The 14,382-nt window shown below is 39.1% G+C and carries 14 protein-coding genes, 1 pseudogene and 1 riboswitch; of the genes and pseudogenes, 5 read left to right on the forward strand and 10 right to left on the reverse strand.

Going from position 1 to position 14,382, the window contains the following annotated elements:
* Nucleotides 1-598 precede the first annotated feature (598 nt).
* Nucleotides 599-2,338 carry a multicopper oxidase family protein gene (locus tag ACI3K6_RS18730; RefSeq protein WP_435556011.1) on the forward strand — a complete coding sequence of 580 codons (1,740 nt, stop codon included), beginning with the start codon at nt 599-601 and terminating at the stop codon, nt 2,336-2,338.
* Between the two features lie 168 nt (nt 2,339-2,506).
* The gene (gene trmL / locus ACI3K6_RS18735; protein ID WP_435556012.1) at nt 2,507-2,977 is read left to right on the forward strand and encodes a tRNA (uridine(34)/cytosine(34)/5-carboxymethylaminomethyluridine(34)-2'-O)-methyltransferase TrmL; all 471 of its coding nucleotides are present in this window, start codon (nt 2,507-2,509) and stop codon (nt 2,975-2,977) included.
* A gap of 49 nt (nt 2,978-3,026) precedes the next feature.
* Here trmL and modA read toward each other — a convergent pair.
* Nucleotides 3,027-3,812 (reverse strand): annotated as a pseudogene (modA, locus tag ACI3K6_RS18740) (molybdate ABC transporter substrate-binding protein).
* A gap of 182 nt (nt 3,813-3,994) precedes the next feature.
* On the opposite strand from modA, the gene ACI3K6_RS18745 reads away from it, so the two are divergent.
* Together ACI3K6_RS18745 and ACI3K6_RS18750 are read left to right on the forward strand one after the other, a co-directional pair.
* A complete protein-coding gene (locus ACI3K6_RS18745; protein WP_435556013.1) occupies nt 3,995-4,213 on the forward strand; it encodes a hypothetical protein in 219 nt (72 codons plus the stop codon).
* A gap of 163 nt (nt 4,214-4,376) precedes the next feature.
* Entirely contained in the window at nt 4,377-5,159 is a 783-nt protein-coding gene (locus ACI3K6_RS18750) for a Cof-type HAD-IIB family hydrolase (protein ID WP_435556014.1), read from the forward strand.
* Between the two features lie 558 nt (nt 5,160-5,717).
* Here ACI3K6_RS18750 and ACI3K6_RS18755 read toward each other — a convergent pair.
* Complete coding sequence (locus ACI3K6_RS18755; protein ID WP_435556015.1) at nt 5,718-6,770, reverse strand: LLM class flavin-dependent oxidoreductase; 1,053 nt, start codon at nt 6,768-6,770, stop codon at nt 5,718-5,720.
* Between the two features lie 187 nt (nt 6,771-6,957).
* Nucleotides 6,958-7,138, forward strand: a riboswitch (Lysine riboswitch).
* 125 nt (nt 7,139-7,263) lie between these two features.
* Between ACI3K6_RS18755 and dapA the strand changes: the two genes are divergently transcribed.
* Entirely contained in the window at nt 7,264-8,151 is an 888-nt protein-coding gene (gene dapA / locus ACI3K6_RS18760) for a 4-hydroxy-tetrahydrodipicolinate synthase (RefSeq protein ID WP_435556016.1), read from the forward strand.
* A gap of 38 nt (nt 8,152-8,189) precedes the next feature.
* Here the strand turns inward: dapA and ACI3K6_RS18765 are convergent, their stop codons facing one another.
* The 8 genes from ACI3K6_RS18765 to ACI3K6_RS18800 form a co-directional block, all read right to left on the reverse strand.
* A complete protein-coding gene (locus tag ACI3K6_RS18765) occupies nt 8,190-8,363 on the reverse strand; it encodes a hypothetical protein (RefSeq protein ID WP_335479181.1) in 174 nt (57 codons plus the stop codon).
* A gap of 154 nt (nt 8,364-8,517) precedes the next feature.
* Complete coding sequence (locus tag ACI3K6_RS18770; protein WP_435556017.1) at nt 8,518-9,735, reverse strand: MFS transporter; 1,218 nt, start codon at nt 9,733-9,735, stop codon at nt 8,518-8,520.
* 67 nt (nt 9,736-9,802) lie between these two features.
* On the reverse strand, nt 9,803-10,381 hold the full coding sequence (locus ACI3K6_RS18775; RefSeq protein ID WP_435556018.1) for a DUF2087 domain-containing protein: 579 nt from the start codon (nt 10,379-10,381) through the stop codon (nt 9,803-9,805).
* 115 nt (nt 10,382-10,496) lie between these two features.
* Nucleotides 10,497-10,796 (reverse strand): EscU/YscU/HrcU family type III secretion system export apparatus switch protein, encoded by a 300-nt coding sequence (locus tag ACI3K6_RS18780; RefSeq protein ID WP_335479571.1) that lies wholly within the window; start codon nt 10,794-10,796, stop codon nt 10,497-10,499.
* Nucleotides 10,793-12,061 carry a hypothetical protein gene (locus ACI3K6_RS18785; RefSeq protein WP_435556019.1) on the reverse strand — a complete coding sequence of 423 codons (1,269 nt, stop codon included), beginning with the start codon at nt 12,059-12,061 and terminating at the stop codon, nt 10,793-10,795. Before ACI3K6_RS18785 ends, ACI3K6_RS18780 begins: the two co-directional genes overlap by 4 nt.
* 16 nt (nt 12,062-12,077) lie before the next feature.
* Entirely contained in the window at nt 12,078-12,644 is a 567-nt protein-coding gene (locus ACI3K6_RS18790) for an MOSC domain-containing protein (protein WP_435556020.1), read from the reverse strand.
* Nucleotides 12,645-12,703: 59 nt separating this feature from the next.
* Entirely contained in the window at nt 12,704-13,297 is a 594-nt protein-coding gene (locus ACI3K6_RS18795; protein WP_435556021.1) for a class I SAM-dependent methyltransferase, read from the reverse strand.
* A 27-nt stretch (nt 13,298-13,324) separates the two neighbouring features.
* Nucleotides 13,325-14,326: an LLM class flavin-dependent oxidoreductase gene (locus ACI3K6_RS18800; protein ID WP_435556022.1), complete on the reverse strand. Its 1,002-nt coding sequence runs from the start codon at nt 14,324-14,326 to the stop codon at nt 13,325-13,327.
* Between the last annotated feature and the right edge of the window lie 56 nt (nt 14,327-14,382).

The following is a 14,382-nucleotide window of genomic DNA, read 5'->3' on the forward strand; positions in this document are numbered from 1 at the left end:
GATTCAATGTTTTTTCCATAAAGAAAAGATTGTAATATACGACGGACCGGTCAGGAATTTGAACAGAGTATCCTTTTTTAAATCTTTTTGATAAAGACAAGTAGGAGGAGGTGTAACTTCTCCCTTCAACCGCCTCACAAAATTCAGTGTTCAACTCTATCTCACATGTGATCTGTGAGGTCATTATTGTAGGGTTCAGTCCGGATAATGGTTCCCCAACATGAGTATCCTTTTAGATACTTTTCTAAATGCAAATCTGAATAACATATGAACATTTGTTTAAAACTGTTTACGAACAACAAACCTGCAAAGTGGCCGACTCTACTTTTCATATGTGTTCTAATAGAGTGACAGTCACAGGTTCCCCGTCTCAGACTTGAGAGAACGAGAGTATTTTATTTGGTTTCAAAGCAGCCCAATGCTTCAAAATTCAAAACTTAAAATTTAGATGTTCGCATGCTTCTTCTCTGATTATTTGCACTTTTACCCCATACCTTTCTCTTGTCAATTGCATATCCTGCCAGTACAACTTAACAAAAAATGTACAGATTCAAAGAATCAATATTGATTCTTAAAAAAATAAGGAGGGATTTTATAATTGTCGTTTTTAGACAAGTTTGTAGATGCTTTGCCTCTCCCATTAGTAATAAAGCCTGTTGGTCATCGAGACGGAATTCCCTATTATGAGGTAACGATGAAACAAGTTACACAAAAGTTACACAGAGACTTACCCGAAACTACTGTTTGGGGTTATAACGGCATGTATCCTGGTCCTACATTCGAAGTTACCAGGAATCATCCTATTCTAGTCAAATGGGAAAACCATTTACCGTTTGAACATCTTTTGCCAGTGGATAGAACACTTCATGGTGCGGGTCCCGATGAACCCTCTGTAAGAACGGTTGTGCACTTACATGGCGGACGGGTAAGACCGGAAAATGACGGGTATCCCGAAGCTTGGTTTACAAGAAACTTCAAAAGTGTTGGCAGCAAATTCTTGCATGAAGTTTACTTCTATCCTAATTGTCAGCGTCCAACAACACTCTGGTATCATGATCATGCCATAGGAATTACTAGATTAAATGTTTATGCAGGACTTGCCGGCTTTTATCTTATTCGAGATGAGAATGAGAAGAAACTAAATCTCCCCAGGAGAAAATTCGAAATACCGTTAGTAATACAAGATCGTTCCTTCTATCCTAATGGTGAACTTTTCTATCCATCGCAGCCAGGCCATCAACCACCGCCTGCACAACAGCCGCCACCACCATTATTCCCAGCACCGCAGCCACCTCCACCATTTGATGTGGGAGCACTTCCAAATCCATCTGTGGTTCCTGAGTTTTTCGGTAATACAGCTTTAGTTAATGGAAAAGTATGGCCTTTTCTTGAAGTCGAACCGCGAAAATACCGTTTCCGTATTCTTAATGGCTCCAATGCTCGATTTTACCGATTAAGACTAAGTTCTGGACAAGATTTTATCCAAATAGGAACGGATGGCGGCTTCCTAGAGAATCCAGTTACTGTTTCTAATGTCGAAGGGCTTTTATTAGCTCCTGCTGAACGAGCAGATGTTATCATTGATTTTTCAAAACACAAAGGTCAAAAAATCATCCTAACAAATGACGCACCCGCACCATTCCCTAATGGTGCCTCTGATACTCCCCTTCTTCCTCAAATTATGGAAATTCGCGTTTCTAAAAAACTCTCTGAACCAGATAAAAGTGATATTCCTCAAGCATTAAGCTGCTTGGAGAGACTCAATCAAAATGGCGCGACGGTAAGACAGAATTTCTTAATCGAAATGGATGATCCAGAATTTCCTGCCCGTTTGAAACTTTTACTGAACGGCATGGAGTGGAATGATTTGCCGATTACAGAAACTCCGTATAACGGTACCGTAGAAGTATGGGAACTGTATAACTTGACGGCTGACACCCATCCCATTCACTTGCACCTTGTTCAATTCCAGATTCTTAATCGTGAACCTATTTCGATTGATGATAATGGAAATATCACTATTATTGGTCCGGCACGTGAACCAGATCCTAATGAAAGAGGTTGGAAAGATACCGTTCGGGCCAATCCTGAAGAAGTGACTCGGATTATTGCCCGTTTTGGACCCTTTACCGGAATCTATCCATGGCATTGTCATATTCTTGAACATGAGGATCACGAAATGATGCGCCCGTATGAAGTCCTAAACAATCCGAATTTCAACCCGTGCAACCCGATTCTGGAGGATTGTCCGGATGATTTATTTGCTCAATGCTGCCAAGATGACAACGAACATTATGAATCTAGTGAAAATCATGATCAAGATGAATCAAGTTCTTAAGATGAATTAAATTCACATCGCCACTCCCTAATAAGGAAATGGTATTAAGACAGACTAGCTTTAAAATCCCGAGCTAGTCTTTTCATTTTTATACCCCTACCACTTCCTATATCCGTAAACCAATATGCTATAATTTTAAGAGTAAAATAAAAACAGAGGTGACCATTCTTGGCAATACATGTTGTATTATATCAACCAGAAATTCCTGCAAATACTGGAAATATTGCACTTACTTGTGCCGCAACGGAAACGGCCCTGCATTTAATCCGGCCCCTTGGTTTTTCGACAGATGAAAAAATGTTAAAACAAGCAGGTATAGATTTCTGGGAGTCTGTAAACGTAACGTACTATGACTCATTGGATGAATTTTTTTCAAAAAATCAAGGTGAGTTTTACTATATTGAGACGTTTGGTGAAAAAACACATTCAGACTTTGATTTCAGTGATGGTTTAAAGGACCATTATTTTATGTTTGGAAAAGAAACCACTGGCTTACCAAAAGATTTATTAGAGAAAAATAAAGATCACTTTTTGAGAATACCGATGAATGACCATGTTCGTTCACTGAACCTATCGAATACAGCGGCTATATTGGTGTATGAGGCTTTGCGCCAGCAAGGATATCCCAAATTAAAATAAAAAATCTTCCGTTTTTGGAAGATTTTTTTATTGACTCGGTTTGGTATTTTTAAGTTCTATTTGTTACATCTTTAAACCCATATTTGGTTAAGATCTTCAAAGATGTTCCAGATTGTAGAAAGTCATAAAATTGTTTAGCCTCTTTTGGATGAGCGCTGCTTTTCACAATTCCCAATGGGTAAATGATTGGTGAGTGGGTGTTTTCGTTTGCCGTTGCCAAATTTTTACCTTTGAAGAAATCAATGCATCCGTTTTGTAAACAATGCCCGCATCGACATTGTTGGTCTATACATATGTAAGAACTTGCCGTACTTCCTTGGCATAATCCAGCTTATTTTCAACAGATGGCCACAGTTTTAATTGTTCCAATGTTTGTTTAGAGTATTGACCTGCCGGGTCTGCCTCTGGGGTTCCGATGGAGATTTTATCTGTTTTTACCAAAACAGCGAAGGATGTAATGCTTTTTTTGAATCGTTTGGAACAATTAAGACCAATTCGTTGCCTACCAAATCCGTCCCCTTTGATTTCTCAATCAGCCCATCCTTAACGAGTTGATCAAATTTGTCCGCAGCCGCGGAAAAGAACAAATCAACTGGTGCCCCTTGGGAAATTTGCTGCTGAAGTGCTCCAGATGCTCCATAATTAAAATTCACAACTACATGATTGTGTTTTTTTCAAACTTGGCTTTTATATCAGTTAAAGCTTCTTGTAAACTAGCCGCTGTTTATATAATTAATTCTACATTCTTTTTGGATTCTTTCTTTTTTGTGGCTAAACAGCCAAAAAGAGCTATCATTAAAAGAAATGTTAAACAGTTTAGTACGATTTTTTTCATTACGTCTTTCCCTTCAGTTTTATATTATGTTTCTAATTATATATAAGAAGAGAATGAAAAGTTTATGAAAAATGGCACAGACTGTATTTTCTTTCAATGACTCCGCTGTTAATGCCCCATTCTAAAATTCCTTGTTGTTCATATATTTTAAATATATTCCTAATGAAATAGGTGATTCGACTATGTATGTTGTTCATTTTTTTGAAAATAAAAATGCTTTATTGGTTCAACTACGAAATAGCCTACCTGCTGAGGGTGATAACCTAACAATAAAAGGCCGGAAAGGCAAAGTTTCAAGTGTAAACAATATCGATGAAAAGATGATTCATGTGCAGGTTATTTTGGAAGTTGTTAATAAAAACAAACAAATTGTAGATCTTTCTAAAAAGAAAAAAAGGTAAATAACTATTAGCCCTTTCATGAATATTCATGAGGGCTAATTTATTTATTACTGTTTAACCATATTTTATCCAAATGCAGGTAGCTTAGTTTTTTTCAAAATACATGTTATACTGATATGAAATATGAGTAATTTGTTAATATCGTAAAGTAGGAGTGTGTTACATGCAATACAAGGCTGTCATCTTTGATATAGACGGAACGATTCTTCCTCACAGAAAAGCCATTAGTTCGGCCACTAAACAGGCTGTTCAACGTTTGAAAGATAAAAATTTGAAGGTCATCATTGCAACAGGCAGGGCTCCATATTTTTCAGAATCGATTGTGGAGGAAATCGGAACAGACTCGATGGTATTTTTTAATGGGGCATACGTCTCCCATGAGGGACAAGAAGTCTACAAAAATAGCATAGATAATAAAATCTTAACGAATGTGTTTCAACTAACACGAGATTATAATCATGCCCTAACCTTTCTAAGCGGCAAGGACTTTAGGGTTTCAGATTTGGAGCATCCCATTGTCAGAGAGGCCTATCAGCATGACCCTTGGAAGCCAGGCCTGGCGTCGCAGCAATATTGGCTTGAGGAAGATATTTATCAACTGTTCCTTCATTGTGAAGTTGAGGAAGAATTGTCCTATCAAAAAATGATTCCTGAGTTGGATTTCAGAAGATGGACTTCAGGCGAAGCTCGTACTTGTGATGTGAATTTGTCGAAATCCAATAAGTCAGTTGGAATAACTAAGCTGTTAGAGCGAGTCGGAATCGCCCCTGATGAAGCGGTTGCGTTCGGAGATGGCTTAAATGATATCGAAATGCTTTCGTTTGTGGGCATGGGGGTTGCAATGGGTTCCGCTTTAGATGAAGTGAAACGTGCTGCAAATATGGTTACACTTACTGCTGAAGAAGATGGGGTTGCAGTCGGATTGGAGCGGCTTGGGTTAATTTAAGAATGACCATTGGCCATTCCGGAGATTTTTACGGTAATTTTTTACAGAATACGTCTAATTGTATTTTTAGAATGGATTAAAAGTTTTTTTGTCTAAGTGACCATTTTATCGATTGCTCCGCTTTTTTGGTCACTTAGACTTCTTCTAGGTGACCGTTTTTTCAGTGCTTTTGATTTTTCGGTCAAATAGACCTCTCTTATATGACCGTTTTTTCAATTCTTTCGTTTTTTCGGTCACATAGACCTCTCCTATATGACCATTTTTTCGATTCTTTCGATGTTTCGGTCACATAGACCTCTCCTATATGACCGTTTTTTCGATTCTTTCGATGTTTCGGTCACATAGACCTCTCCTATATGACCGTTTTTTCGATTCTTTCGATGTTTCGGTCACATTGACCTCTCCTATATGACCGTTTTTTCGATTCTTTCGATGTTTCGGTCACATAGACCTCTCCTATATGACCGTATTTTCCGTTCTTTAGATGTTTCGGTCAAATAGACCCTTCTTTTGTGACCCATTTTTTCACATAGACCTTCTCCAAAGCTTACTTACCAATTACTTATCATTTGTTTCCCACTTAGAAACTTCCTCCCGAACCCGAGGGGCCACCTCTGTCCCTAACAACTCAATGGCCCGCATGACGTCTTCATGTGGCATAGAACCCACAGGACAATGTAGCATAAAGCGAGTGACTCCTACATTTTTCCTTAAATGAATGATTTTCTGCGCCACTGTTTCAGGATCCCCTACATACAGTGCACCCTCCAAACTCCGGGCTGAATCAAAGCTGGCTCTGCTATAATGACCCCAACCACGTTCACGCCCTAATACATTCATCACATATTGTGTAGGCGGGAAAAACTTATCCGCAGCTATTTCTGTACTTTCGGCAACAAATCCGTGTGAATGGGATGCTACCGTTAACTTGGAAACATCGTGACCTGCTTGTGTCGCGGCTCTTTTGTACAACTGAACCAGTGGGGCAAATTGCCGCGGACTGCCGCCAATAATCGCTAATACTAACGGTAAACCGAGCACACCTGCCCGAACGACAGATTCTGCATTACCTCCACTACCAATCCATACTGGCAAAGGATTCTGAACCGGACGTGGGTAGACTCCCAAATGATTAATAGCCGGTCTATGTTTACCCTGCCAAGTCACTTTCTCAGATTGGCATATTTTTAATAGTAGTTCCAATTTCTCTTCAAATAGCTCATCATAATCCTGCAGATTATAACCAAATAACGGGAATGATTCGATAAAGGAACCTCGACCCGCCATGATTTCTGCACGGCCGTTAGAAATCGCGTCAACAGTGGCAAAATCTTGGTATACTCGAACGGGATCATCGGATGACAGAACCGTTACTGCACTTGTTAACCGAATTCGGTTTGTTTTAGAAGCAGCCGCAGCCAGAATCACTGCTGGGGATGATGCTGCAAAATCTTCACGATGATGCTCCCCTACCCCAAAGACATCCAAGCCAACTTGATCAGCCAGGACAATCTCTTCTACCACATCACGTATTCTTTGAGCATGACTTATCGTTTCACCAGTTTTAAGATCAGGTGTTGCTTCAACAAACGTACTAATTCCAATTTCCACGTTATATTCCCCTTTTTTCACAAATAACTTCTATCTATTTTTAACATTATCCCAATAAAAATTACAAATGAGCCGCCTGTGACTTTTCTCTCATTTTTAGAAAATAACATGTATTTCCTCTTGTAATGTATGGAATATTCTGTTATATTACAATAAATTATATATTTTCTTACTTCAAACCTTTTGAAGTGAGGATAGAGGCGCAAAAACCATTAGTACACGATTGGAGGATTATGAGGTCCGATGAGGTTTGTGGAAAGGGGAATTTGCCGAAGCTTCGAAGATACTCATAGTATTTGAAGCTGGTTCAGCTATTGAATAAGTACTGAACTGTCATATAGGGAACTATATGGAGGGCTATCTCACGCACAGGAACGAGCATGATTTTTGTTTCTACTGCAGCAGCGGATCCCTCGTTGTTGCTTTTTTGCGTTGAATTTGATATGGCCTTACCCCTCTAATTTCTAAAAAAATTATAAAAAGGGTGAGCAAAATGAATTTTGGCCAAGTATTAACCGCAATGGTTACACCATTCAATGATAATGGTGAGGTGGATTTTGACGCGACAAAAAATCTAGTAAATTATTTAATTGACAATGGAACTGACGGATTAATAGTTGCTGGAACAACTGGGGAATCTCCCACTTTATCCTCGGAAGAAAAAGTAACCTTATTTAAATTTGTTGTGGAGGTCGTTAACGGCAGAGTACCTGTCATCGCTGGAACAGGATCCAATAATACACATGCATCAATTAGACTATCCAAACAAGCTGAAGAAGTCGGTCTTGACGGAGTTATGCTTGTTGTTCCCTACTATAATAAGCCCTCACAAGAAGGCCTGTATCAACACTTTAAAGCAATCGCTGAATCAACTTCGTTACCAGTGGTTCTTTATAATATCCCTGGTCGCAGTGTGACCAACCTTTCAGTGGAAACAGTAGTGCGTTTATCACACATAAATAATATCGTTGCTGTAAAAGAAGCCAGCGGCAATTTAGATGCCATGGCTGCTATAATCGACCAAACCCCTGATGATTTTACTTTATACAGCGGAGATGATGGATTAACCCTCCCAGTCCTTTCCATTGGTGGAGCAGGTGTCATTTCAGTAGCTTCTCATATTATTGGCAATGAAATGCAGGAAATGATTCATCTGTTTAAAAATGGCCAAGTGAAAGAAGCGGCAGCTGCACATCGCAGACTTCTGCCTACTATGAAAGCCCTATTTTCTGCGCCCAACCCTACTCCGGTCAAAGCGGCCCTAAATATGAAAGGAATATCTGTCGGTGGGGTCCGATTACCGCTGGTACCTTTAGATGAAACAGAAAAACAAGCACTTGAACTGGTTATAATGCCGTCCAAATCTGAGGTTTTGGCATAAATTTTTCAAAAAGTACTCTTTATAAAAAAGAGTGCTTTTTATTTTGCAAACAAAATTTTTATTTCATTTTCTGCTTCTACCATTCGACCAAAGCGGTACCCTTCGATCAAGACATTCCGTTCATGGTCGGTTAAACGGCGGTCCCATTTGGTTTCTAGGTACATAATGACTTCATTGTAAAAAATGTTCGGGTATTCAAAAGGTTCTTTCATTATTGCACACCTCTTTTTCAAATTGAGTTCCCTTCACATTCTTGTCCGATTTTTCCCATATTATAATTCTTTTTACCAATAAGTTCGTATGATTATAATATGGTAAAACGTTTACAGCGGTTAATGATGAAAAAGACCGCTTAGAATAACGGCCTTATTCCCCGATAGCTGTTTTTTTCCTAAATCCTCTTGAAAAATAGCTAATCAACATGACGATTGCTACTAACATATAGGCCATTCCGCCAATCACCCCCATAGTACGTGGTGCCAGAATTTCTAAGGCTGCTCCGGAAATGAACATGGACAGCCCTAAGATGGGATTCGAGATAGTGGCCAATAATCCAAACATCGTACCTTGATATTCTTCGGGGATTTCCTTCATTAATACTGTATCAAAACAAGCATTGCCTATTCCGGTCATAAAGGCTGCCCCACAGAATAGCAGGAAGGCAAAAACGACATAATGGGTTTGACTTAACAATATCAGGCTAAAGCCTTCCAACATTAAACAAACCAAACCTGTGGCTAGGAGATGTTTCCGAAGCCGGTTCGCTACTGTGAAGCTTAAAGTCAGCCCAATCCCTAACGCCCCATAGAACAAACCGACACCTACATCCCCCAGCTGATACTCCTTAACTGCGTATACACTGATTAGCACGTTATCAATGCCATTTAATGACGCTAAAAGAATCTCACATAATAGCAAAATTTGTACAGGAATGGACATTAAAATTACCTTTTTAAATATTGAAAATATAGATTCTCGATTCACTTTCGCTTCTTCTTTTATTTCTGTATGTTCAGGAAAATTGATGGTACTGATGAGAGCAGCAGCTCCTAAAAAGGAGGCCGCATTTAACCAAAATGTGATTTGTGCCCCAAATATAGAAGCAACGATACCGCCTGAGAAGGCACCCCCGATTAAAACAATGCCAATTAGCACCTGCTCCAAACTGTTTATTTTTAGTAAATGCTCTTTATTTACCAACTGCGGGATGGAAGATTTCCTTACAGGTGCATAAATGGCTTCGCCGACAGCTAGGAAAAATGAACTGACATAAACGATCCAAAGATCAGCTTCACTCTCCACAAAGATTAGGCCCAAGGCGAAAACAATTCTGATTAAATCTGTGGCAACTAAAATCACTTTTCGTGAGAATCGATCAGCAAGTCTACCACCGATCGGAGCAAAAATGACAAATGGCAGCAGCCGGATAGCTAAAGTCACACCAACGGCTAAACCCGACCCAGTTAGTTGCATCAGCATCGCCAAAACAGCTACTGAACTAAATCGATCACCAACTCCATTGACAACCCCGGCTAAAAATAATTTCCGGTATTGTTTTTCTTGTTTCAACAAAGATATGCCCATTACCTCACCTACTTATATATACATCTAATTTCACAAACATCTAATTAGATTTGCAAAAAAATACTTCTTAACGCAGCCACCATAACTCAACAGGGTTTAGTTCATACTCATTATTCTCTCTATACATGTATTGACACATGATCAGTTCCCGCCTTAATGTGGCATAGTCCTCATGATATTGCTTTAAATATTCGTTAATCTCCTTTTCTGAATACACTTTTCCAAATTCTAATCCGTTCGCTATGTGTGCCAAAATCACTAGCTTTTTCTTGCGTTGGGCCGGATAGTTTTTCAGCTTGCCATCCTTGGTGAAGAAATTTTTGATGATCGCTTCCCTTTCTTCTGGCGTAACTGACATTTCCATATTTGAAGTCCCCCCCGTTCCTACTGACAAAATGGCTTTAGCACTCATTTCCAGGATTTTTTCATTAAGGGAAAAATAGATGGTGTTCTTATCCCTTCTTTCTCTGATCAGGCCAACCTCACGAAGTTTGGCAATATGGTGAGTAATGGTTGGTGGAGTGAGTCCCAATTTTCCGGCAATGGCTTGCCCATGTAAGGGTCCTTGCTGGAGTAACGCGACAATTTTAATCCTGGTCAGGTCACCTAATGCTTTATGGAATTCGACGATTTTATTTAATTGCATAATTTTATCACTCCTTATTTGATTACTATCTAATTAGATAATAATCTAATTTATGTATTAAAACAATGGGGGACATTACTTTTTCTATAAAAAAAACTCCGAGGTTAACTCGAAGTTATTTTTGATCCACTATTGATTTTTTGGAATGCTCTTTGTCAACATTGTAAATAAACGCAAATACCTCCGCAACCGCATTATACAGTTGTTCTGGAATAGTTTCATTTATTTGCAGTTTGCTGAGTAGTTCCACTAATGACGAGTCCTCTTGAATGGGAACATTATGCTCCTTTGCTTTTTCAATCAAGCCAGCTGCAACTGACCCTTTGCCTTTTGCTACAACCTTTGGAGCTGCATCTTTTTGGAGGTCATAAGCTAGAGCAATTGCTTGTAGTGGTTTACTATTTTGCTTATTCATATTTTAATGTCCACTCCATGATAGGCTTCCATAAATAAATGCTCCGGTTTATTTACATGATGCTCTACTCTTTTTTCTGAAGAAGGGATAATGTTTACAAATGAAAGTTTGTATCCTATTGTCTCTAATTTTTCTTTAAGAGAAGGGGTTAATGCATTGACGACAGGTTCCAGATTATTTGTATCGTTAATAATAGACAGGTGAACGACTTTATTTTGAACCTGCATATCGATTACAGTTTGATCCAGGCTTTGTAAATCTAGGTAAAATAAGATTCTACAGTAATCGGGGTCAATCTGAGCTTCCTTGGTTTTACGTCCGTTCCATTGAATGGTCACATCGGTTGGCTGATTTCCAAGTGTAATCGGAAGCTGCATCACCATTTGCTGTATCGTGCCAGTAAAATCTTGTGAAAGCAGTTGTAAGCCTGTTAACCGATTTAATAAAGGCTCCAGTTCTTTCCCTTTTGAGCCAAGCTCAGATATAGCTTCCATTAATATTGGTTTTAGCACATGAGTGGTATCCTCTAAATGGGCTGATATCTGCCCTACATCCTTTTCATACTCAAGCCCTAATGAATGGATTAAGGACTGTAGCATATGTTTTGCTTCATTTCCATTTAATACTTGATTGAAAGATTCTGTACCAATGATTGAAGCTATTACTTGTTTTAAAGGCTCTGTTGACTGAAAAGAGGCAAATTGCGGCCCATCCAATTGTTGAACTAATTCGGAAAGTTGCTGGTTTAATGGTCTAGCATCCTGGACAGCTACTAGGGAATCAAAAATAGGTTTCGTAAACGGAAGATCCTTTCTAGCCATCCATTCCAATGCTGTTAATTCTTTCGTTAGATCCGTTTGGTTCGGAAGCCAAAAACCGGCTATCTTCAACTGTTCCTTTGTAAAGGGGACATTTTTGGATAAAAAGAATTGCAATAATTGCTGATTTTGTTTCGTTTCGGGTAGCTGAAAATTTTTCAATAAAAAATGGGATGAATTAGCAGATCCTTTTTGCTCTAATACTTTCAGTTGAACCCCTTCATTACTGCTTGTTACTACTTCAAACCAATAATTTTCGTTTGTTGAAAGGAGCGTCTTCACATCAGCAAATAACTTTCGATTTCCAATCCGGACAATCGCGGTATCATTAGGAAGAAATTTTTCCACACTGCCATAAACCATTTGACCCGGTTTTAATGGAACAACCGTGGCTTTGTGGACATTTTCTACATTAATAAGGGATTGGATCACTTGGACTGGATTCATTCGTATTGGACTCCTTTTATTGCATTGGATCGGCAGGATCGTTGATCAGAATCTGAACTTCTTCACCCACCTTAATCTTTCCAGGACATTCCACCGCACAGACGATCCCCCGCCTTTTATATCCAGCTTTTACAAAACGGGTGGCAAGTTTAGGTTGTTCAGGGTAATGCATTTGAATTTGTTCACCAGGGAATACACATGGCTTATTTTCACCCATACAGATTAGGCCTGCTCCCCCAGGAAACAGAATTCGTGAGCCAATCGGTAATTTGGTAAGTTCAGGAAAATCATTGATTAGTAGATTAGCCCCCAGCCATTCAGGCAAGATCTCTTCGATCTCAAGATCATCAGCTATTTCTTGTAGATCTTCCTCTGATAAAATCGTAATCTGTCGGCGATTTAGAATCTCCGTTCCTCTCGGATACATGGGTTGGCGCGAATCAGATGGAAAGGTAACCCCAAAATGACGATCCCCTATAATTCCACCAAATTCTAACTTCACCTCGGGAATTCTTCTCGTAACAAAAGTATCGGACAAATCCGCAATAAGTATAGCACTCACATTTGCTTTAGCTTTTTTCAAAAACCACACCCGCTTCCTGCAATAGAATATGTACTCTCTTAATTATACAAGATTAAACATTATTTTTGATTTTCTGCCACAATGTTAACAAATAATCCATTATAATAGTCCTCAACATTTAATATTGAGATCCCATTTGATCTTAATAGTGTCAGTGTTTCCCGATTTAGACAACAACCGTCACATATTTTCTTCCAAGCCGGGGAAAGCCAATCCTGGAGTACTGCTAGAAAGCGGTTTTCCATTTTCACGTGTTCGAATAGGAGGATTTTGCCGTTTGGCTTACAAACCCTCCTCATTTCTTCTATGGCTTTTTCTGGTTGGGGTATTGTGCAAAACACTAGTGTTGCTACAACTGTATCAAACGTGTCCGATTCAAAGGGGAGCTGTTCAGCACTTGCCTGCACCACTTTAATAGGGACCGAAGCTTGGGATTGTTTTTTACGTGAGCGTTCCTGCATAAATGGGCTGGGTTCAATCGCAACTACTTTATCCACTCCCTTATATAAAGGAAAATTAATTCCTGTACCTGAGCCGATTTCAAGCACTCGCCCCGATGCTTTTGACAGCAACTCCTGACGAATTTTAATAAACTTCCTTTTTTCTAAGGGATTCATAAAAAAGTCATACCATTTAGCAAACGATCTGCTCAAAATCTTCACTCCAAACTACATTGTTCATTATTTTCCATCTGCAACTTCTTTCAATATTTCGTAGGAACGTTTTTGTTTTTCCTGATCATAAATGTACGAAACGGCCATGATTTCATTGACATGATATTTTTCCTGAAACGAAGTCAACTTTTCCCGGATGGACGTTTTGCTTCCCATTAGGGTCACACTTGACATTCCCAATACCATTTCCTTTTCCATTGGGTTCCAAAGTTCATCCATGTTATCAACTGGTGGTCGTAGCGGCTTTCTCGAATTACGAACAACATTTAAGAAAAATTGCAGGGTGGAAGTGGACAAAAAATTAGCTTCTTCATCGGTTTCAGCAGCAATAACGTTTAAACATACCATCATATAGGGTTGATCTAGGTATTCGGAAGGCTGGAATCGATTTTTATAAATAGAAATAGCCTCTTCCATGTATCTTGGTGCAAAGTGAGAAGCAAACACGTAAGGTAATCCTAAACTTGCTGCAAGGTAAGCAGAATCAGTAGATGATCCAAGAATATAAATAGGGACATTGGTTCCTACACCTGGAAAAGCTTTTACATAGCCTTGGAGTTCTTCAGGGCCAAAATAGGTGAGCAAGTCTTTCACATCATTAGGAAAGGTGTAGACAGAATCATTTTTAGAACGTCTTAATGCATCTGCTGTCATCATATCAGTACCTGGTGCTCTACCAAGGCCCAGATCGACACGTCCAGGATAAATCGTCGCAAGTGTACCGAACTGCTCCGCCACCACTAATGATGAATGATTTGGCAACATAATTCCGCCAGAGCCAACATGGATACTTTTTGTATGTTCTAATGCATGCTTTATTAAAATAGAGGTAGCAGAGCTTACCAGAGTGGTCGTGTTATGATGTTCCGCAATCCAATAACGATTGTAGCCCATATCTTCCACTGCCTGTGCCAAGTCTACCATTGAATCTATTGCTTGTTTTGCATCTTGACCCTCTCGAATCGGAACAAGATTTAAAACAGATAAAGGAATATTTATATTAGTCATTTTGGTTAGTCCTTTCTTAACTAAGATCATTGGTGATATTAGTATCATGAACTATA

Source organism: Neobacillus solisequens (assembly GCF_051233465.1).
Taxonomy (GTDB): Bacteria; Bacillota; Bacilli; order Bacillales; family Cytobacillaceae; genus Neobacillus.

Bases quoted from the DNA above. Each gene is read 5' to 3' on its own strand.
- ACI3K6_RS18745 (WP_435556013.1), top strand. From the start codon at position 3,995: ATGTATGTTGTTCATTTTTTTGAAAATAAAAATGCTTTATTGGTTCAA.
- ACI3K6_RS18750 (WP_435556014.1), top strand. From the start codon at position 4,377: ATGCAATACAAGGCTGTCATCTTTGATATAGACGGAACGATTCTTCCT.
- dapA (WP_435556016.1), top strand. From the start codon at position 7,264: ATGAATTTTGGCCAAGTATTAACCGCAATGGTTACACCATTCAATGAT.
- ACI3K6_RS18765 (WP_335479181.1), bottom strand. From the start codon at position 8,363: ATGAAAGAACCTTTTGAATACCCGAACATTTTTTACAATGAAGTCATT.
- ACI3K6_RS18770 (WP_435556017.1), bottom strand. From the start codon at position 9,735: ATGGGCATATCTTTGTTGAAACAAGAAAAACAATACCGGAAATTATTT.
- ACI3K6_RS18775 (WP_435556018.1), bottom strand. From the start codon at position 10,381: ATGCAATTAAATAAAATCGTCGAATTCCATAAAGCATTAGGTGACCTG.
- ACI3K6_RS18780 (WP_335479571.1), bottom strand. From the start codon at position 10,796: ATGAATAAGCAAAATAGTAAACCACTACAAGCAATTGCTCTAGCTTAT.
- ACI3K6_RS18785 (WP_435556019.1), bottom strand. From the start codon at position 12,061: ATGAATCCAGTCCAAGTGATCCAATCCCTTATTAATGTAGAAAATGTC.
- ACI3K6_RS18800 (WP_435556022.1), bottom strand. From the start codon at position 14,326: ATGACTAATATAAATATTCCTTTATCTGTTTTAAATCTTGTTCCGATT.